The sequence below is a fragment of the Mycobacterium colombiense genome (assembly GCF_003284935.1).
In the GTDB taxonomy this organism is placed as follows: Bacteria; Actinomycetota; Actinomycetes; order Mycobacteriales; family Mycobacteriaceae; genus Mycobacterium; species Mycobacterium arosiense_A.
Genome location: NZ_QMEV01000024.1, coordinates 18,557 through 36,724, shown reverse-complemented (window position 1 = coordinate 36,724; position 18,168 = coordinate 18,557). Strand labels below are relative to the sequence as shown.

At 69.7% G+C, this 18,168-nt stretch carries 17 protein-coding genes; 7 read left to right on the top strand and 10 right to left on the bottom strand.

The genetic code is table 11. The features are described 5' to 3' along the window. Position 1: 1 nt before the first annotated feature. The 4 genes from glgX to DQP57_RS13240 all read right to left on the bottom strand — a co-directional run bounded on the left by glgX (position 2) and on the right by DQP57_RS13240 (position 6,195). Complete coding sequence (glgX, locus tag DQP57_RS13255) at positions 2 to 2,212, bottom strand: glycogen debranching protein GlgX (protein ID WP_112633372.1); 2,211 nt, start codon at positions 2,210 to 2,212, stop codon at positions 2 to 4. A 61-nt stretch (positions 2,213 to 2,273) separates the two neighbouring features. Beyond that, positions 2,274 to 4,439 carry an acyltransferase family protein gene (locus DQP57_RS13250; protein WP_112633371.1) on the bottom strand — a complete coding sequence of 722 codons (2,166 nt, stop codon included), beginning with the start codon at positions 4,437 to 4,439 and terminating at the stop codon, positions 2,274 to 2,276. 143 nt (positions 4,440 to 4,582) lie between these two features. Next, entirely contained in the window at positions 4,583 to 5,389 is an 807-nt protein-coding gene (gene ripD, locus DQP57_RS13245; protein WP_112633370.1) for an NlpC/P60 family peptidoglycan-binding protein RipD, read from the bottom strand. 329 nt (positions 5,390 to 5,718) lie between these two features. After that, the gene (locus DQP57_RS13240; protein WP_112633369.1) at positions 5,719 to 6,195 is read right to left on the bottom strand and encodes a hypothetical protein; all 477 of its coding nucleotides are present in this window, start codon (positions 6,193 to 6,195) and stop codon (positions 5,719 to 5,721) included. A 62-nt stretch (positions 6,196 to 6,257) separates the two neighbouring features. Between DQP57_RS13240 and DQP57_RS13235 the strand changes: the two genes are divergently transcribed. From DQP57_RS13235 to DQP57_RS13220, 4 genes are all read left to right on the top strand, one after another. Then, entirely contained in the window at positions 6,258 to 7,562 is a 1,305-nt protein-coding gene (locus DQP57_RS13235) for an adenosylmethionine--8-amino-7-oxononanoate transaminase (protein WP_112633368.1), read from the top strand. Between the two features lie 61 nt (positions 7,563 to 7,623). Continuing rightward, complete coding sequence (locus tag DQP57_RS13230; protein ID WP_112633367.1) at positions 7,624 to 8,769, top strand: 8-amino-7-oxononanoate synthase; 1,146 nt, start codon at positions 7,624 to 7,626, stop codon at positions 8,767 to 8,769. A 9-nt stretch (positions 8,770 to 8,778) separates the two neighbouring features. Continuing rightward, positions 8,779 to 9,459 carry a dethiobiotin synthase gene (gene bioD / locus DQP57_RS13225; RefSeq protein ID WP_112633366.1) on the top strand — a complete coding sequence of 227 codons (681 nt, stop codon included), beginning with the start codon at positions 8,779 to 8,781 and terminating at the stop codon, positions 9,457 to 9,459. After that, entirely contained in the window at positions 9,459 to 9,971 is a 513-nt protein-coding gene (locus DQP57_RS13220; protein WP_112633365.1) for a 2'-5' RNA ligase family protein, read from the top strand. The genes bioD and DQP57_RS13220 overlap by 1 nt, the downstream gene beginning before the upstream one ends. Here DQP57_RS13220 and DQP57_RS13215 read toward each other — a convergent pair. The 4 genes from DQP57_RS13215 to DQP57_RS13200 all read right to left on the bottom strand — a co-directional run bounded on the left by DQP57_RS13215 (position 9,968) and on the right by DQP57_RS13200 (position 13,829). After that, positions 9,968 to 11,332 (bottom strand): hypothetical protein, encoded by a 1,365-nt coding sequence (locus tag DQP57_RS13215; protein WP_112633364.1) that lies wholly within the window; start codon positions 11,330 to 11,332, stop codon positions 9,968 to 9,970. The two genes, DQP57_RS13220 and DQP57_RS13215, sit on opposite strands and share 4 nt — an antisense overlap. After that, positions 11,329 to 11,691: a hypothetical protein gene (locus DQP57_RS13210; protein WP_112633363.1), complete on the bottom strand. Its 363-nt coding sequence runs from the start codon at positions 11,689 to 11,691 to the stop codon at positions 11,329 to 11,331. Before DQP57_RS13210 ends, DQP57_RS13215 begins: the two co-directional genes overlap by 4 nt. Before the next feature lie 4 nt (positions 11,692 to 11,695). Further along, positions 11,696 to 13,528 (bottom strand): hypothetical protein, encoded by a 1,833-nt coding sequence (locus DQP57_RS13205; RefSeq protein ID WP_112633401.1) that lies wholly within the window; start codon positions 13,526 to 13,528, stop codon positions 11,696 to 11,698. Positions 13,529 to 13,640: 112 nt separating this feature from the next. Then, a complete protein-coding gene (locus DQP57_RS13200; RefSeq protein ID WP_112633362.1) occupies positions 13,641 to 13,829 on the bottom strand; it encodes a hypothetical protein in 189 nt (62 codons plus the stop codon). 138 nt (positions 13,830 to 13,967) lie between these two features. Here DQP57_RS13200 and bioB point away from each other — a divergent pair, with 138 nt between their 5' ends. From bioB to DQP57_RS13185, 3 genes are all read left to right on the top strand, one after another. Next, positions 13,968 to 15,005 (top strand): biotin synthase BioB, encoded by a 1,038-nt coding sequence (bioB, locus tag DQP57_RS13195; RefSeq protein ID WP_112633361.1) that lies wholly within the window; start codon positions 13,968 to 13,970, stop codon positions 15,003 to 15,005. 30 nt (positions 15,006 to 15,035) lie between these two features. Next, the gene (locus tag DQP57_RS13190) at positions 15,036 to 15,272 is read left to right on the top strand and encodes a hypothetical protein (protein WP_112633360.1); all 237 of its coding nucleotides are present in this window, start codon (positions 15,036 to 15,038) and stop codon (positions 15,270 to 15,272) included. 77 nt (positions 15,273 to 15,349) lie between these two features. Further along, positions 15,350 to 15,967, top strand: a complete 618-nt coding sequence (locus tag DQP57_RS13185; protein WP_240631754.1) for a DUF2567 domain-containing protein — start codon at positions 15,350 to 15,352, stop codon at positions 15,965 to 15,967. Here DQP57_RS13185 and DQP57_RS13180 read toward each other — a convergent pair. Then, positions 15,933 to 17,273 carry a lipase family protein gene (locus DQP57_RS13180; protein ID WP_112633400.1) on the bottom strand — a complete coding sequence of 447 codons (1,341 nt, stop codon included), beginning with the start codon at positions 17,271 to 17,273 and terminating at the stop codon, positions 15,933 to 15,935. The genes DQP57_RS13185 and DQP57_RS13180 overlap by 35 nt on opposite strands. Positions 17,274 to 17,416: 143 nt before the next feature. Further along, a complete protein-coding gene (locus DQP57_RS13175; protein WP_112633358.1) occupies positions 17,417 to 18,154 on the bottom strand; it encodes an NUDIX hydrolase in 738 nt (245 codons plus the stop codon). Positions 18,155 to 18,168 lie beyond the last annotated feature (14 nt).

The window sequence follows — 18,168 nt, the reverse complement described above, 5'->3', positions numbered from 1 at the left end:
GTCACTGCGTCTTACGCAATACCAGCAGCGAGCGCGAGGGTAGCGACACCTTCTCCTCGGCGGTCACCACCTGGTCGGCCCCTTCTTTGCGGCCCGTCGGTTCGTTGGTGTCCAGTTCCACGGTCCACTCTTTCGCGTAGTCACTGTTCGGCGTCGCGAACTCCACCGGCTCGTCACCGGCGTTGAAACACAACAGGAATGAGTCGTCGACGACCCGTTCCCCGCGCGCGTTGGGTGCGCTGATGGCCTCACCGTTGAGGAACACCGCCACGCACTTGTGAATGCTTTCGCCCCAGTCCTCATGCGTCATCTCGCGGCTGCTCGGATTCAGCCAGGCGATGTCGCGCACCTCGTCGCCGGTTCGGATCGGCTCGCCCTCGAAGAACCGGCGCCGGCGAAACACCGGATGCCGCTTGCGCAGCGTGGTCACTTTGCGGGCGAACGCCAGCAGGTCGGCGTTCTTGTCGACCAAAGACCAGTCCATCCAAGACAATTCGGAGTCCTGGCAGTACACGTTGTTGTTGCCGTTCTGGGTGCGGCCGAACTCGTCGCCGTGGGCGATCATCGGCGTGCCCTGGCTGAGCATCAGCGTCGCCCAGAAGTTGCGCATCTGCCGGTAGCGCAGCTCGGTGATGTCCGGGTCGTCGGTGGGGCCCTCGACGCCGCAGTTCCACGACCGGTTGTGGCTCTCGCCGTCCCGGTTGTCCTCCCCGTTGGCCATGTTGTGTTTCTCGTTGTAGGACACCAGGTCGTTCAGGGTGAACCCGTCGTGCGCGGTGACGAAGTTGATGCTCGCGCTGGGACGGCGGCCGGTCGCCTCGTACAGGTCCGACGACCCGGTCAGCCGGGAAGCGAACTCGCCAAGGGTTGCGGGTTCGCCCCGCCAGTAATCGCGCACAGTATCGCGATACTTCCCGTTCCATTCGGTCCACAAACCCGGGAAATTTCCGACTTGGTAGCCGCCCTCGCCGACATCCCACGGTTCGGCGATCAATTTGACCTGGCTGACGATCGGATCCTGCTGCACCAGATCGAAGAACGCGCTCAACCGGTCGACGTCGTGCAGTTCGCGGGCCAGCGTGGCGGCCAGATCGAAGCGGAACCCGTCGACGTGCATCTCGGTCACCCAGTAGCGCAGCGAGTCCATGATCAGCTGCAGCACGTGCGGGTGGCGGGGGTTGAGGCTGTTGCCGGTGCCGGTGTAGTCCTTGTACCGCCGCAGGTCGGTGTCGTCGAGCCGGTAGTAGGCGGCGTTGTCGATGCCGCGGAAATTGATGGTCGGCCCCAGGTGATTGCCTTCGGCGGTGTGGTTGTACACCACGTCGAGGATCACCTCGATGCCGGCTTCGTGGAAGCTGCGCACCATGGACTTGAACTCGGCGACGCTGGACGTACGGTTGGCGGCGTACTGGTTGTGCGGCGCGAAATAGCCGAACGTGTTGTAGCCCCAGTAGTTTCGCAGACCCAGGTCCAGCAGCCGCGAGTCGTGCATGAACTGGTGCACCGGCATCAGCTCGATGGCCGTGACCCGCAGCGAGCGGAGGTGGTCGATGATCGCCGGGTGGGCCAGCCCGGCATAGGTGCCCCGAAGCTCCTCGGGGACGCTGGGATGGGTCTGCGTCATCCCCTTGACGTGGGCCTCGTAGATGACGGTCTCGTGGTACGGGGTCAGCGGAGCGCGGTCGGATCCCCAGTCGAAGAACGGATTGCTCACCACGCTGGTCATGGTGTGGCCCAGCGAATCGACCATCGGCGGAACGCCCGGGTCGAGCCCGTCGGCGTTGGGTCCGTCCGGGTCCCTCTCGTTGAAGGCCTTCATGTCGTAGGAGAACAGCGCCTGACCGAAGGTGAAGTCGCCGTGAAAAGCCTTGCCGTACGGGTCGAGCAGCAGCTTGCTGGGGTCACACCGGTGGCCGGCGGCCGGGTCGAAGGGGCCGTAGACCCGAAAGCCGTAGCGCTGGCCCGGAGTGATGTTCGGCAGGTACGCGTGCCAGACGAATCCGTCCACCTCGTCCAGGGGAATCCGCGACTCGCTGCCGTGATGGTCGATCAGGCACAGCTCGACCTTCTCGGCGATTTCGGAGAACAACGAGAAGTTGGTTCCCGCGCCGTCGTAGGAGGCGCCGAGCGGATACGGGTTTCCCGGCCACACGGTGGCCAGCTTGGGTTGGTGGTTACCGCCTGGTTCTGAAGCGGGACTGTTGGTTGACACCTAACGACCTTATCCGCGCGGGGTTGGCCTCACGCGCGGTAGCGGCCAGGAGTAAGCCGGGTCACCACCAGCCGGTCGCCTCGGCGATCTGGCGGCCCAATTCGGGTGCCATGGTCCGCACGTAGGTGGGCGAGAGGTGGTGGGCGCCGTGATAGATCAGGATGTTCCCCTCGACCGGGCGGCACACGTCGGCGCGGCAGATCGCGTCGGACATGTCGAGCACCTTGAGCTGCGGGAACTGCGCGACGAAGTCGAGCGTCTGGTTGCGGTCGGAGAGCATGTCGGAACGCTTGATCGCGCAGGACTGCGGCGTGCCGTTGCGTTTGGCGAGGCAGTCCGCCGGGTCGAACGGCTGGCCGTTCTTCACCAGCCACGGCGTGTCCCGCATCCCGAGAACCGGAATGTTGTTGTCGGACAACGTCTGCCAGATGCCGATATAGGTGGCGGGCATCACGTCGCCGGACTTGATGTTCCACGGCCGCGTGGTGGTGGTGAACACGTAGTCGGGCCGGTCGGTGACGAGTTTGGTCATCGTCCGCTGCACCCACTCCCGGCATTGCGGGTACGGGGCGTTGTTGCCCATGATCAGCGGGACCTGCTCGGTCGACAGCGGGCAGCCCATCTTGAGGTACGTCACGACCTTGAAGTGGTGCAGCTTGCCCAGGATGTCCAGCGCGGGCAGCCAGTGTTCGGCGTGCGATCCGCCCGCCAGCGCGATGGTCCGGTCGGCGGCGATGTCGCCGTAGGTGCAGGTGACCACCGCGGGGTTGACGAAGTCGCTGATGCAGCCGTCCCGGGTGGAGGCGGGCAGGTCCTGTTTGACCTCCAAGACGGTGGGACGCATGGGCAGCGCGGGCACCCGCACGTGTTCGGTGAGGGCGCGAGCGCCGGGGTAGTCCTGCGGGTTGAGGACGCTGAGCTCCTTGCCGGCCGACCGCAGGACGGTGACGTGCTGACGCCAGGTGAATGAGGTCGCCGTCAGGGTCACGCCCAGCAGCACGATGGCCGATCCCAGGGCCATCGTCGGCCGGGCCAGCCGCGTGGCCCACGGAATGGTCGGTGCCGGCGCGGCGGCCGGTTTCGAGGATGCGCGGTAGCGCAGCGGGTCCTCGACGAGCCGGTTCGTCAGATACGCCAGCACCCCGGACACCAACAGCAGCACCGCGCCTTCGACGACGCCGGCGTGCTTGTGCCCGCTGTAGGACAGCCAGAAGATGAGCAGCGGCCAGTGCCACAGGTAGAGCGCGTACGCCATGGCGCCCAGCTCGACCAGCGGCCGCGTCGCCAGCAGCCGATTGGGCAGCGGCAGCCTCCCACCCGCGCCGCCGCCCTGCAGGTTGGCTCCGACCAGGATCATCAGCATGGCGGCGCCGACCGGCACCAGCGCCCACGGGCCGGGGAACTCGTGCACGCCGTCGATCAGCGCCCCGCAGGACAGCACCGCCACTAGCGCGACCGTGGCCAGCATCGTCCGCAACCACATGGGCCAGCGGATGCGGCCCACCAGCGCACCGACCAGCGCTCCCAGCAACAACTCCCACCCCCGCGCGAAGCTGTTGTAGTAGGCGGCCGCCTGGTCCTGCTGATGGGCGATGATCGCGTACACAAACGAGGCCACCGTCAACGCGGTCAGGACCCCCACCAACGCGGGCCGCAGCCGGGGCGGGCGCCGGAACAGCAGGGCCAAGCCGGCGATCAACAGCAGGAAGCTGACGTAGAACTGGCCCTGCACCGACATCGACCAGATGTGCTGCAACGGGCTGACGGCCTCGCCCGCCCGCAGGTAGTCCGAGGCGGTGTTGGCCAGCTCCCAGTTCTGGTAGTAGCCGAGGCTGGCCAGGCTCTGGTCGGCGAAGGTCTCCCACCGGGTCTCGGGCTGCACCAGGATGGTCAGCACCGCGCAACCGGCCAGCACCACGACCAGGGCCGGAACCAGCCGCCGGATGAGCCGGATCACCTCGGCCACCGGCGACAGCGTGACGGCCGGGTTCAATGCGGCGCGAATGATCTTGCCGCCGAAGAAGAATCCCGACAGCGCCAGGAACACGTCCACGCCGCCGGAGACCCGGCCGAACCAGATATGGAAGGCGGCGACCAGCGCAATGGCGACACCGCGCAGGCCGTCCAGGTCGTAGCGGTAGAACCCCTGGGACCCCGTGCTGCGCGTTCCCGCGGCGGACGAATCGGCGGTGGCGTCCGGTGCGGGAGACGGTGGCGGGGTCGGCATGATCGCCAGTCAATTTACCGAAAACCCGCCACCGGCTCCCGACAGCTCGCGGTGGGGAGGCTGCTCAGCGGGTCGCTGAGCCTCCGCCCGGGCGGCCGGGGTGCCGGTGGCGGGTGCCGGATCGCCAAGAAACGGCCCGGAATTTACCTGCCGATGCCGGCGCCGGTCGGCTGCAACGGCGACTGCTGGGCCGGCAGCTGCACGGGCGCCTGCTGGTACGGCGACTGCTGCAGCGGTGCCTGCTGCGTGGGCAGCTGCTGCGGGGCCTGCTGGTACGGCGACTGCTGGGCCGGGGCCTGCTGCAGCGGGGCCTGCTGGGTGGGCAGCTGTTGCGGGCTCTGCTGGTACGGCGACTGCTGAGCCGGCAGCTGCTGTGCCGGTGCCTGCTGCAGCGGCGCCTGCTGGGTGGGCAGCTGCTGCGGGGCCTGCTGCAACGGGGCCTGCTGCGCCGGCGTCGCGCCGAGCACCCGGACCATGTAGGGCGTCATGCCGTTGGTGCGCACCGGGGAGACCTGCACGACGTCGCCGACCTCGAGCATCTGGTTGTTGCCCAGGTACATCGCGACGCTCTGGGTGCCCTCGGGGCCGTAGAAGATCAGGTCACCCTTGCGGGCCTGCTGCGGCAGGATCTTCTGGCCGACCCGGTAGATCGCGCCCGACGACCGCGGCAGCTTGATGCCGGCGCCGGCGTAGGCGTACTGCATCAGCCCGGAGGCGTCGAAACCGACGGTGTTGATGCCGGTGCCGGTGCCGCGGGTGGGGCCGTTGATGCCGCCACCGGCCCAGGAGAACGGCACACCGCGCTGCGAGAGACCGCGGGCGATCACCACGTCGGTGGCCTGCTGGTAGTCCATCGACCTGGCGCCCGGGTCGGCGGCCGCGATGGTGGGAACCACCATCGGCGCCCCGAGCAGGGCCAAACCGATCGCGAAGGCGTAGATGCGTTTCATTTTTCTGGCCTCTCCAGGCGCTCAATGGGCCTCGACGCGGTGACCTCGCGCGTCCGCCCCCGGTCCATGAACCGAGCGACGGCCCCCACGCTGGGGCCGGCGCCGTCCATGGCGCTTGCGACGTGAATCAGCGGTCGCCCGCTGTATTCACATCAGTCACACAAGCCACTTTGACAACAGATGGTGTTAGCCGCCAGGTCCAGGCGGGATTTTTTGTCGTACCGTGACCGGACGGTGACAGGCGTCCCGAATTCCGTATGCGCAGTTGTGATTTCGGTCTCACTCGGCGATGGGATCGCCGGTCGCGGCGGAGGGCGCCGGCGCGGCGATCAGAGCCAGTAGCGTTCGCTGAACATCGTCAGCAGCGTTCCGGCCACCGAGCTCACCATGACGAGCGCCAGGGCCAGCACCGGCCAGAAGGACATGTACCAGCCCTTCAGGATCGAGACGACCGGTCCGACGACGGCGGCCGTGATGGCCGCACCGATCCCGCCCCACACCACCGGGTGGATGTACAGGTCCAACCCGTACGGAACCGGTCCGCAGGTCTCGTCCTCGCAGACGTTCGCCAGAAAGCCGAAAAGCCGCGTCGGCCAGGTGGTCGCCGTGGCCAGCACCGCGAGCAGGATCAGCAGCACGACGGTGCACACGACGTCCCATGGCGCCAGCCGCACCCGGATCACCCGGGGAGCCTCGTCGTCGTAATCCACCAGCGGGTAGTGGGTGTCCCTGGACCATCCGGGCCCGAGCGCGGGGCCGGCCTCGGGTCCCGGCGCTGCGCTGTCGGACTGCTGCGACGTGGCCATGATGTCCCATGGTTCCCGACGTCGGAGTTTTGCGCGAATCGGCTGCTTTACCCTCGATCACTATGCCCGCGGCGAAGGCCGGGCTCACGCCCGAGCAGATCAGCGCGATCGACGCCGCGCACCTGTGGCACCCCTACAGCACCATCGGCGCCGAAGCCGTCGCCCCCGTGGTCGCGGTCGGCGCGCGCGGCGCCTGGCTCACCCTGATCCGCGACGGCGCACCGATCGAGGCGCTCGACGCCATGAGCTCCTGGTGGACCGCCATCCACGGGCACGGCCACCCGGTGCTGGACGCCGCCGTCACGGGCCAGCTCGGCGCGATGAACCACGTCATGTTCGGCGGGCTGACCCACGAACCCGCGGCGCGGCTGGCCCAGCTGCTGGTGGACATCACCCCGGCGGGGCTGCAGACGGTCTTCTTCAGCGACTCCGGATCGGTGTCGGTGGAGGTGGCGGTGAAGATGGCGCTGCAGTACTGGCGCAGCCGCGACCGGCCCGGCAAGCACCGGCTGATGACCTGGCGCGGCGGCTACCACGGCGACACCTTCACCCCGATGTCCGTCTGCGACCCCGACGGCGGCATGCACTCGCTGTGGACCGACATCCTGGCCCGGCAGGTGTTCGCCCCGCAGGTGCCCCGCGAGTACGACCCCGCCTACAGCGCCGCGTTCGAGGAGCAACTGGTCCGGCACGCCGCGGAGCTGGCCGCCGTCGTCGTCGAGCCCGTCGTCCAGGGCGCGGGCGGCATGCGCTTCCACGACCCGCAATACCTGCGCGACCTGCGCGACATCTGTCAACGGCACGAGGTGCTGCTGATTTTCGACGAGATCGCCACCGGCTTCGGGCGCACCGGCGAGCTCTTCGCGGCCGACCACGCCGGGGTGAGCCCCGACATCATGTGCGTCGGCAAGGCGCTGACCGGGGGATACCTCACCCTGGCCGCCACCTTGTGCACGACCGACATCGCCCACACCATCAGCGCGGGAGAGGCCGGGGCGCTGATGCACGGCCCCACGTTCATGGCCAACGCGCTGGCCTGCGCGGTGTCGGTGGCCAGCGTCGAGGTGCTGCTCGGGCAGGACTGGCGCTCGCGGGTCGCCGAGATCGGCGCCGGCCTGGCGGCCGGGCTCGAACCGGCCCGGGCGCTGCCCGGCGTGCGCGACGTGCGGGTGCGCGGCGCCATCGGCGTCATCGAATGCGAGCGGCCGGTCGACCTGGCCGTGGCCACGCCGGCCGCCCTGGACCACGGCGTCTGGCTGCGCCCGTTTCGCAACCTGGTCTACGCCATGCCGCCCTACATCTGCACGCCCGGTGAGATCGCCCAGATCACCTCGGCGATGGTCGAGGTGGCGCGCCTCGTCGGCTGACGGTGACGACCCGCGGCGCCCCGCTTCGCCGCGCGGGCGCTCGCCACTAGGCTGAACGCCGATGAAGGCACCGATCGAGCTGTCCCCGCTGGCCTGGCTGGAGGCGGTGGAACGGCAGCGCCGCGAGGCCGGGCTGCGCCGCTCGTTGCGACCGCGTCCGGCCGTCGCCGCCGAGCTGGACCTGGCCTCCAACGACTACCTCGGGCTGTCCCAGCACCCCGACGTGATCGACGGCGGCGTCGCCGCGCTGCGCCTGTGGGGCGCCGGGGCCACCGGATCCCGGCTGGTCACCGGCGACACCGAACTGCACCAGCAGTTCGAGACCGAGCTGGCCGACTACGTCGGCGCGGAGTCGGGGCTGCTGTTCTCCTCCGGGTACGCGGCCAACCTGGGCGCCGTCGTCGGCCTGTCGGGCCGGGGTTCGCTGCTGGTCTCCGATGAGCTGTCCCACGCGTCGCTGGTGGACGCGTGCCGGCTGTCGCGGGCGCGGGTGGCGGTGACGCCGCACCGCGACGTGGGTGCCGTGGCGGCCGCGCTGCAGGCGCGCGCCGAGGAGCGCGCGGTCGTCATCACCGAGTCGGTGTTTTCCACCGACGGTGCGCTGGCGCCGCTGCGCGAATTGCACGAGGTGTGCCGCGCGCACCGCGCCCTGCTCATCGTCGACGAGGCGCACGGCCTGGGCGTGCGCGGCGGCGGGCGCGGGCTGCTGCACGAAGCCGGGCTGGCCGGGGCCCCCGACATCGTCATGACCACCACGCTGTCCAAGGCGCTGGGCAGCCAGGGCGGCGCGGTGCTGGGGCCGGCGTCGGTACGGGCGCATCTCATCGACGCCGCGCGCACGTTCATCTTCGACACCGGCCTTGCCCCGGCGGCGGTGGGCGCCGCACGGGCCGCGCTCGGCGTGCTGCGGTCCGAACCCCGGCGCGCCGACGCGGTGTTGCGCCACGCGGCCCTGCTCGCCGAGGCGTGTGGGGTGGCCGAGGTGCCGCAATCGGCGGTGGTCTCGGTGATCCTCGGCGACCCGGACGTGGCGGTGGCCGCCGCGACCGCCTGCCTGGACGCGGGGGTGCGGGTGGGATGCTTCCGGCCCCCGACCGTGCCCGCCGGGACGTCGCGGCTGCGGCTGACCGCGCGCGCGTCGCTGGACGAGGCCGAGCTGGAGGTCGCGCGCCGGGTGCTGTCCGATGTGCTCGCTGAGCTGCGTTGAGGCACGCCGGTGACGGTTCTGGTCGTCACCGGCACCGACACCGGGGTCGGCAAGACGGTCGTCACCGCGGCGCTGGCCTGTCACGCCCGTCAGGCCGGGATCGACGTGGCGGTGTGCAAACCGGTCCAGACCGGCATCGACGACGGCGACGACGACCTCGCCGAGGTGGCCCGGCTGTCCGGGGTGACCGCGCTGGCCGGCGTCGGTCGCTACCCGCAGCCGATGGCGCCGGTGGCCGCCGCCGAGGCGGCCGGAATGGCGCTGCCCACCCGCGACGAGCTGCTGGCGGTCATCGAGGAGCTGGACCGGCCGGGGCGGCTGACGTTGGTCGAGGGTGCCGGGGGACTGCTGGTCGAGCTCGGCGAAAACGGTGTCACCGCACGTGATCTCGCCGTCGCGCTGGGTGCCGCGGTGCTGGTGGTGGTCAGCCCGTCGTTGGGCACCCTCAACCACACCGCGCTGACCCTGGAATCGCTTGCCGCGCAGAATCTTTCGTGTGCCGGGCTGGTCATCGGCAGCTGGCCCCGCCGGCCCGGCGTGGTGGAGACGACGAACCGGTCCGCGCTGGCCCGGCTGGCCCCGGTGCGCGCCGCGCTGCCGGAAGGGGCCGCGTCGCTGGAGGCCGCCGACTTTGCGACGCTGTGCGCCCGGGCATTCGAGCGCGACTGGGTCACCACGCTGGTGGGCTGATGGTCGGATCCATCGAGCTGGTCTTCGACCGCGACACCGAGGCGGCGATCCGCACCATCTGGGCAGCGTTGGCCGCCGCGGGGATTCCCAGCCAGGCGCCGGCCAGCCGGCCGCACGTGACGCTGGCCGTCGCCGACGGCATCGCGCCCGACGTCGACGGGCCGCTGCGCGCGGTGCGCGATCGCCTGCCGCTGCCCTGCGTCATCGGGGCGCCGGTGCTATTCGGCCGCGCCACCGCGGTTTTCGCGCGGCTGGTGGTGCCGACCGTCGAGCTGTTGGACCTGCATGCCGAGGTGCACCGGTGCTGCGGGCCGCATTTGACGCCGGGGCCGATGCCCAACAGCCTGCCCGGCGAGTGGACCGCACACGTCACGCTGGCGCGCCGCGTCGGCGGCGCCCAGCTCGGGCGGGCGCTGCGCATCGCGGGCCGGCCCGCCCAGATCCGAGGCAGCTTCGCGGGTTTGCGCCGCTGGGACGGCAACAAGAAGGTCGAGCACCCGATTGGCGGTTAGCCCCCGAAGAGCAAATACAAACCGGTGAAGGTGTAGCCGACCATCACCAGCATCATGGTCAGCTGCCCGGTGAGCTGATGGCCGGCGGGCAGCAGCCGCAGGGCCTTGTCGTGGGCCGCGATCACCGCGACGATATGGCCGGTGACCACGCAGGTCACCTTGACGGCGGCGAGCACCGGCGGGTGCATGGACAACACGTACGCCACGTGCAGGTGCGCCAGGCCGAGCAGGTTCCAGCCGTGGCCGAACGGATCGGCCAGGGCGAACACCGCCTGCTGGCCGCGCTCGACCAGGTAGGACAGGTAGTGCGCGAAGATGTAGCCCACCACGATCGGGATCAGCGAATGCGCCATCTGGCCGGGCAATTCGCGACGCTGCTCTTTGCTGACGCCGCCGGTGGCGCGTGCGGCGAGCGAAAAGGTCACCGCCACAACGCAAATGAAGACGATCAGCCCGAGCGTGCGTAGCATCGACGACGCCAGCGTCGGGGGCGCGCCGAACTCGCGGGTCAGCTGGTCGGAGAAACCGCGCCACGTCGGCGACGACGAGAAGCTGTCGAACGCCGTCGACCCCAGCAGCACCGCCAGCACGACCACGACACCGGGCCGCACCGGCAGCGACGGCAGATGGTCGAGCGGGTTGCCGACGACGATCCGATGCGTGTCGGGGTTGCGGCGAAAGGGCGAGAGCCGGGAGACGGCCACGCTGTACACGCCGAACGGGTCGGCGCGGGCCAGCCAGCGCTGTCCGCACAGCCACGCGCCGGCCAGCATCAGCGCGGCGTAGCAGGCGATCCACGTCGTGACCCAGGGCAGCGACGCGGAGTTCGGGGAGGCCAGCTCCATCCAGACGAAGGCGAACAGGCCGACTGCGGCGGGCCGGTAGCCCCAGGTTTCGGGGTAGGTCGGCCGCGGCCGGCCGAGCCGTTCCGGGGTGACGCGCCGCAGCAGCAGATAGACGGTGCGCATCGGCGAGATGACCCGCCACACCGGACCGACGAGCAACGACAACGCCACCAGCCCGACCCACAGCAGCACGTAGAACGCGCCCAGCAGGCCGTTGGACTCCGATTCGGGACCCCACACCCCGGCGGCCACCACCCAGGCCGCGAACACCAGGGCCAGCCCGGCGGCGAACCATCGCGTCACCCGGGAGTCGACGAAGGTCGTCAGCGCCGCCGGTAGGGGCCGACCCGGCTTCTGCGGATCGAACCGCGGCCGGCGCCAGGCGAACGCCACGAGGGCGAAGGTGAACGTCAGGGCCCAGGCCGCTCCGACCATCGCGTAGGCATACGGCACCGGCAGGTCACCCGAACCGCCGAGTCCGTGCGCGAGCACCACCGCCGCGGCGGCGAAGCTCACGGCTGGACTTGGATGGTCGCGACGGTGCGATCCAGATGGTGCAGCTCCACCGCGACGTTTCCGGGAACGTCGACGGCGAACTGGAACGTCTGGTTGGGCGCGGCCTGGACCGCGAACTTGTGATCGGGCGTCGAATGCACGTGCAGCTCGTCGGTGGCGTCGCTGGTCACGTGCAGGGTGATCTGCTGATGCACCTTGGCCTGCAGCGTGGCGTTGGTGGGAGTGACCTGACCGTTGGCGATGGTCACGTCGACCGTCAGCGGGGCGGCCGGTGACTTGTCCACCGAACCACCGCAACCGACCAGGCCGCACGCCAGCGCGGCCGCCGACGCCGCGATGAGGGTGGCGCGAAGTGTCATGGGTTCACGCCGCCCGGGGGATCTGTTGCTTGTCCTCGACGGGTTCGGGCTCGGCGACGGAGTTGTTCAGCCGGCCCGCGCCCCACGTCAATCCGGCGATCACCATCAGCGTCAGGAACAGCACCACGATTCCACCGGCGGTGAACAACCAGGCCGGCGCGCTCTGGTCGCGTTCGCGCTGCAGGATGGTGACCTCCAGGACGAATGGCCGCGTGCTCGATGTGAGCGCGGGAACCTCGGGGGCCGGGATCGCGGCGTCCGCCGGTTCCCAGATCGGCACGGCCGTCATGGTGCGGCCGTCCTGCACGCGCAGCAGGGTCTTCCAGTCCCCCCACACCGGAACCGGCTGGGTGGAGCGGTAGTGGCCCGGCCCGACCTTGGCGAGCCGGTCGATGACCAGCCCCCGGTCGTTGTTCATGCGGCCCTGCCAGGACAGGATCGTCAGCCAGTCCGGATTGTCGCTGACCATGTCGGCGGGTAGGAGCTGGACGTCGGCCGACACCATGCGCTGCCCCGGCGCGCTGGGCAGGTCGGTCAACGTGATGGTGGCGTTGTTCTGGCCCGGCACCACGATGTGCAGGCCGTTGGCCACCGCACCACCGATCACCAGCACCGTGGCCGCCACCACCGAGATCCCGACCGCCCGGCCCGGCAGGCGCTGTCCGGTGAGCACCATGCCGAACAGGGCGCCGCACATGCCCATCAGGACCGCGACCGGCACGGCCATGGCCAGGGCCTCACCCCACATGCTGATCGGCCACGGGTAGTGGTAGACCGCCGCGATCCACAGCGACTCCAGCCACAGCCCGACCGTGCCCACGCCCAGCCCGGCGGCGGCGCCAAAGACGATGGGGCGCTTGAAAAGCGGGGTCAGGGCGATCAGCTCGACCGCCAGCGCCGGGCCGAGGTAGAGCGGGAACCAGTTGGTCGGCGCCCCGAGTACCGGCCCGACCAGCAAGGCCACCCCGCCGCGCAGCGCGATGGCGAAGACGGCCGCGATGACGGCCGCGCCCCGCCCCATGGTGGTGCGGGCGGCGACCGCGGCGAGCGCCGCCGCGCCGGCGATCAGCATAGGCTGGAACACCAGGCGGAACTGCGGGACGCCGAAGTCGAACTCGATCTGATAGACCGACAAGCCGATGAACAGTCCGCCGAAGGACAGGTAGCGCAAGAAGGTGATGACGACGCCGTGGTAGACGTCCTCGCCCTCTTCGGCCTCGCCTTCACGCTCTAGCATCAGCACCGCGAACAGCGAAAAGCAGGCACCGCCGATCATCATCAAATGCGTTGGGCCCCAGAGGGTTACGTCCTGGCCGAAGATGCGGTGCCAGATGTCGTCGAGCGGGAAGCCGATCATCGCGTACAGCCCGCAGCCGGCCATCAGCACGCCGCCCACCGGGGCGTACCAGTTCTGGGTGATCCGCACCGCGGCCGGGCCGGGCCTGTCGAACGGCAGCACCACCGCCGTCATGCCGCCCAGGAAAATACCGAACAATCCGATGATGATGAAGTAGTGCGCCGGGTTGGCCAACGGGCCGGGATCGCGGCCGTTGCCGATATGCCAGCTGACGTCCCAGATGAATCCGAACAGCGCGCAGATGATCGACGTGGTGAACACCAGGACGGGCAGCGCGACCCAGCCGGGCCGGTGGAATTTGTCGCCCAGCCGGTCGGCGACACGGGTCAGCCACTCGATGCGATGGGTGCGGTGGGCATACCCCACCCACAGCAACAGCAGGGTGATCACCAGCGCGGCAATCGACAGCCCGATCACCTGGTTCAGTCCCGCACCGCGGGCCGGTGCCTCAGCAACAATCGTCAGTTCGTTCGACCGCATCGTCGTGCCTCCCAACCGCGCCGGGCTGCCCCGGAGGATCCGATTCCGTCAACCCCTTATTACTGTCAAGTAGGGTCGTGATTGTTTTCTTAATGCCCCGATCCCGGGCTCGTCAATCACACTTTTTGTCCGGCGTGTCGGCACGGGAGTCGTCGGGCGCGGCGCCCGTGGTGTTGCGGCCCGCACGCCGGTCCCGCAGCGCGATGTACAGGATCACTCCGACGACGATCACCGCAGGCAGAAACGCCGGCGCCGCCAGCAGCAAGTAGTGGTGCGCCAGGTATTCGACGTGCGGAGTCACCGTGGTCGTATACCCATAGGTTGGTCCCGTCCTTCGGCCGTTACCCTACTTTGAACACCTTTTCATTCAACGCTGCCACCACCACGTGGCAGATGTGTCCCCACGCGCGGACACGAGAAAGAGGCAGGGGAGTACCTGGTGACTCAAGCGGCAACGCGACCGGCGGCCGAAATGGGCAACGACGAGGACATCTTGGCGGTGGCCCGGCAGCAGGTGCTTCAGGACGGCCAGGGGTTGAACCGGGACCAGGTGCTGCGGGTGCTGCAGCTGTCCGACGACCGGCTCGACGAACTGCTGGCGCTCGCCCACGAGGTGCGGATGCGCTGGTGCGGCCCCGAGGTCGAGGTCGAGGGCATCATCAGCCTCAAGACCGGCGGCTGCCCGGAGGACTGTCACTTCTGTTCGCAGTCGGGGCTGTTCGCGTCGCCGGTGCGCAGCGCCCGGCTCGACATCCCCAGCCTGGTCGAGGCCGCCAAGCAGACGGCCAAGTCGGGCGCCACCGAATTCTGCATCGTGGCCGCGGTGCGCGGCCCCGACGAGCGGCTGCTGGCGCAGGTCGCGGCCGGCATCGAGGCGATCCGCAACGAGGTCGAGATCAACATCGCCTGCTCGTTGGGGATGCTGACGGCCGAGCAGGTCGAGCAGCTCGCCGAGATGGGCGTGCATCGCTACAACCACAACCTCGAGACCGCCCGTTCCTTCTTCACCAACGTCGTGACCACTCACAGCTGGGAGGAGCGCTGGGAGACGCTGTCGATGGTCCGCGATGCCGGCATGGAGGTCTGCTGCGGCGGCATCCTCGGCATGGGTGAGACCCTCGAGCAGCGCGCGGAGTTCGCCGCCGAACTGGCCGAACTGGGCCCCGACGAGGTGCCGCTGAACTTCCTGAACCCGCGACCGGGCACCCCGTTCGGCGACCTGGAGGTGATGCCGGCGAGCGAGGCGCTGAAGTCGGTGGCCGCCTTCCGGCTGGCGCTGCCGCGCACCATGCTGCGGTTCGCCGGTGGCCGCGAGATCACCCTGGGCGACCTGGGCGCCAAGAAGGGCATCCTGGGCGGCATCAACGCCGTCATCGTCGGCAACTACCTGACCACGCTGGGTCGCCCCGCCGAATCTGACCTGGAACTGCTCGACGACCTGCAGATGCCCCTCAAGGGGCTCAACGCCAGCCTCTGACCGGGCTGCCGCGGCTAGGGTTGGAGAGTTGTGGTTCGCGATCTGGGCGCCCTGGGGGCAGCGGTCGGTGCCGGCGTCTACAACGTCTACACCGGGGAATTAGGGGGCACCTCAGTGCCGACAGCGGCCCAGTTGGGTCTTGAGCCGCCCCGGTTCTGCGCGGCGTGCGGGCGCCGGATGGTGGTGCAGGTTCGCCCCGACGGGTGGCGGGCGCGCTGTTCGAGGCACGGCGAGGTCGATTCCGCCGATCTGGAGACGCAGCGGTGAGCGAGCAGACCACGGCGCACGCCGCCGATCCCTGCGCAGCCACCGGCGCGTCGCGCCGGGCGCGGGCGCGCGCGCTCCTGGTGGTGGCCCTGGCGTCGGCGGCGACCGGTCTGGCGCTCGGCGGGCTGTGGGCGTGGATCGCCCCGCCGATTCGCGCCGTGGTGGCGCTCACCCGCTCAGGCGAACGGGTGCATGACTATCTGGGCAACGAGTCTGAGCACTTCTTCGTCGCACCGGCCCTGATGCTGGGGCTGCTGACCGTGCTTGCCGTGGTGGCCGCGGTCTGGGTGTGGCAGTGGCGCGAGCACCGCGGGCCGGCGATGGTCGTCGCGCTGTCGACGGGCATGGTGGCCGCCGCCGCCTTGGCCTCGGCGGTGGGGGCCGGGTTGGTGCGGCTGAGCTACGGGGCCCTGAACTTCGATGCGGTGCCGCTGTCGAAAAGCCCGTCGGTCGCCTACGTCACGCAGGCGCCGCCGGTGTTCTTCTCCGACGGCCCGCTGCAGGTCGCGGTCAGCCTGCTGTGGCCGGCCGGCATCGCGGCCCTGGTCTATGCCGTGCGGGTGGCCGCGGACGCCCGCGACGACCTGGGTGCGTTTCCCCCGCAGCCCGGGCCCACGGAGGTGCTGCCGGTGCGGGGGGGGCGGCGCCGAGGCGCCCGTGTCATAGCGGACGGCGGCCGATCTTGCGGCCGGTGACGACCTTGGCCGCGATCTTCATCAGCCGGGCCATGCCGACGTAGGTCATCGGGTTGAACATCGTCGGCCATGTGGTCCGGACCAGGTGATCGGTCAGCGGGCGGCCTTCGAAGCGGTCCGTCAGCCAGCGCAGCGTCATGGGCGCCGACAGCGGATGCAGCATCATGTGCTCGTTGAAGGCGTCGCGGTGGTAGGTGACCCGCGCGCCGCCGGCCGAATACGCGTCGGCGAGCACGTCGATGTCGTGGACGTCGATCAGGTAGTCGTGCACGGCCTGCACGATCAGCACTGGTGGCGTCGGAACGGCGGCACCCAGCTTGATGTGGTCGAAGACCTGCGTGATCTCCGGAGTGGAGAGGATCTGCTCGAGCGGCTCGTCGAGGTAGTCGCCCATGTCCTTGCCGGCCATCCGCACGACGGCTTCCACCGTCGTCATCTTCTCCAGCGAGTCGAGCAGGGCGCGCCCCTCCTCGTTGGTGTGCTCGCGGATCACCCGGTCCAGATCGGGGTAGATGTGCGCGAGCGCGGCCACCACCAGCGCGGGCAGACCCGACAGGACGCTGCCGTTGAGCCGGCGGAACGTGTTGCCCAGGTCGCCGACGGGCGAGCCCAGCACCGCCCCGACGATGTCGAGTTCGGGCGCGTATTCGGCGCACATTTCGGCGGCCCAGGCGCTGGCCAGTCCGCCGCCGGAGTACCCCCACAGCCCGATGGGCGCCTCGGCGGACAGTCCGAGGCGCTCCGAACTCAGCGCGGCCCGGACGCCGTCCAGGACGCGGTAGCCGGGTTCGTACGGCGCGCCCCACAGGCCGCGCAGGCCTTCGTGGTCGGGCACCGAGACGGCCCACCCCTCGGCGACGGCGGCGGCGATCAGGAAGAGCTCCAGCTGGCCGATCGCCCCCAGCGCCTTTGCCCGGCGCCGCAGCGCGTAGGACGGGAAGCAGCGCGACGAGACGGCGTCGATCGCGCATTGGTAGGACAGCAGCGGGCACGGACGCCCCGGCGCCCGTTCGGCGGGGACGATCACCGTCGTGGCGGTGGCCTCCGGCTCGCCGTTCATGTCCATGGTCCGGTAGAGCAGCTGGACGGCCTTGATGGACTGCGGGATCAGGCCCAGGAAGGCCAGCTCGACGTCGCGCGAGCGCAGCACCGTCCCGGGTTCGGCGTGCTGGAAGCCCAGGGGCGGCTGGTAGAACGGGTCGTCCGAGGGCAGCAGCGGACGAACTTTATGCTGCAGTTCCTCGTGTGGCGGTCGGGCGATCCATTCCGCGCCCTGCGTGCCTGCCAGGTTGCCGAGCTCAGCCATTGAGGCTCCCTTCGTGGCCACCCGGCATTCTTGCGTACGAACGGCAGGTAACCAAAACGCAATCGCCGCACTGTGGGCGACTTCTCGTCACTCCAGCCAGGTCAGACGCGATTCACCCCCACGTCGCCCGCTTTTTCCCTAGCCTAGCCTGGCGAGCCGGGGGGCCTGAGTGCGGCGAACTCGTCGGTGACCCGCAGCGCCGCGTCGGTGAAGCGGTACAGCGCGGCCGGGCGGCCGCCGCTGCGGCCGGATTGCGCGATGGTGCCGGTCGCCGTGATGACGCCGCGCCGGGCCAACACCCGCTGCAGGTTGGTCGCATCGACCTGATAGCCCAGCGCGGCTCCGTAGATGTCCCGCAGCGTGGAAAGCGCGAATTCCCTTGGCGCCAAAGCAAATCCGATGTTCGTGTAGGACAGTTTGGCGTTCAGCCTGGTGCGGGCGTTGTCCACCATCTGGCCGTGGTCGAAGGCCATCGACGGCAGGCAGTTCACCGGGTGCCAGCGGGTGTCGGGCGGCAGTTCGGGGCTGGCGGGGGAGGGCACCAGGCCCAGGAAGGTGGACGCGATCACCCGGGTGCCGGGCACCCGGTGCGGGTCGGAGAACACCGCGAGTTGTTCGAGATGGGCCAGCTCTTTGAGGTCGACCTTCTCGGCGAGCTGGCGGCGCACCGAGGTGATCATGTCCTCGTTGTTGCGCAGCTGACCGCCCGGCAGCGACCACTTGCCCTGCTGTGGGTCCTGGGCGCGCTGCCATAACAGCACGTTCAGCTGCGGTTTCGCCGTGCTTAATCTGTTCGCCGGCCGCTTCGCGCCCTGGTCGGTCGCCTCGCGAACCTGGAACACGACCGCGAGCACTTCGTGGGCGGTGCTACCATGGGCCATGTTTTCGATTATAA

Coding starts and splice junctions, on each gene's coding strand:
- DQP57_RS13250 (WP_112633371.1), bottom strand. CDS start 4,439: ATGCCGACCCCGCCACCGTCTCCCGCACCGGACGCCACCGCCGATTCG.
- ripD (WP_112633370.1), bottom strand. CDS start 5,389: ATGAAACGCATCTACGCCTTCGCGATCGGTTTGGCCCTGCTCGGGGCG.
- DQP57_RS13240 (WP_112633369.1), bottom strand. CDS start 6,195: ATGGCCACGTCGCAGCAGTCCGACAGCGCAGCGCCGGGACCCGAGGCC.
- DQP57_RS13235 (WP_112633368.1), top strand. CDS start 6,258: ATGCCCGCGGCGAAGGCCGGGCTCACGCCCGAGCAGATCAGCGCGATC.
- DQP57_RS13230 (WP_112633367.1), top strand. CDS start 7,624: ATGAAGGCACCGATCGAGCTGTCCCCGCTGGCCTGGCTGGAGGCGGTG.
- DQP57_RS13220 (WP_112633365.1), top strand. CDS start 9,459: ATGGTCGGATCCATCGAGCTGGTCTTCGACCGCGACACCGAGGCGGCG.
- DQP57_RS13210 (WP_112633363.1), bottom strand. CDS start 11,691: ATGACACTTCGCGCCACCCTCATCGCGGCGTCGGCGGCCGCGCTGGCG.
- DQP57_RS13205 (WP_112633401.1), bottom strand. CDS start 13,528: ATGCGGTCGAACGAACTGACGATTGTTGCTGAGGCACCGGCCCGCGGT.
- DQP57_RS13180 (WP_112633400.1), bottom strand. CDS start 17,273: ATGGCTGAGCTCGGCAACCTGGCAGGCACGCAGGGCGCGGAATGGATC.
- DQP57_RS13175 (WP_112633358.1), bottom strand. CDS start 18,154: ATGGCCCATGGTAGCACCGCCCACGAAGTGCTCGCGGTCGTGTTCCAG.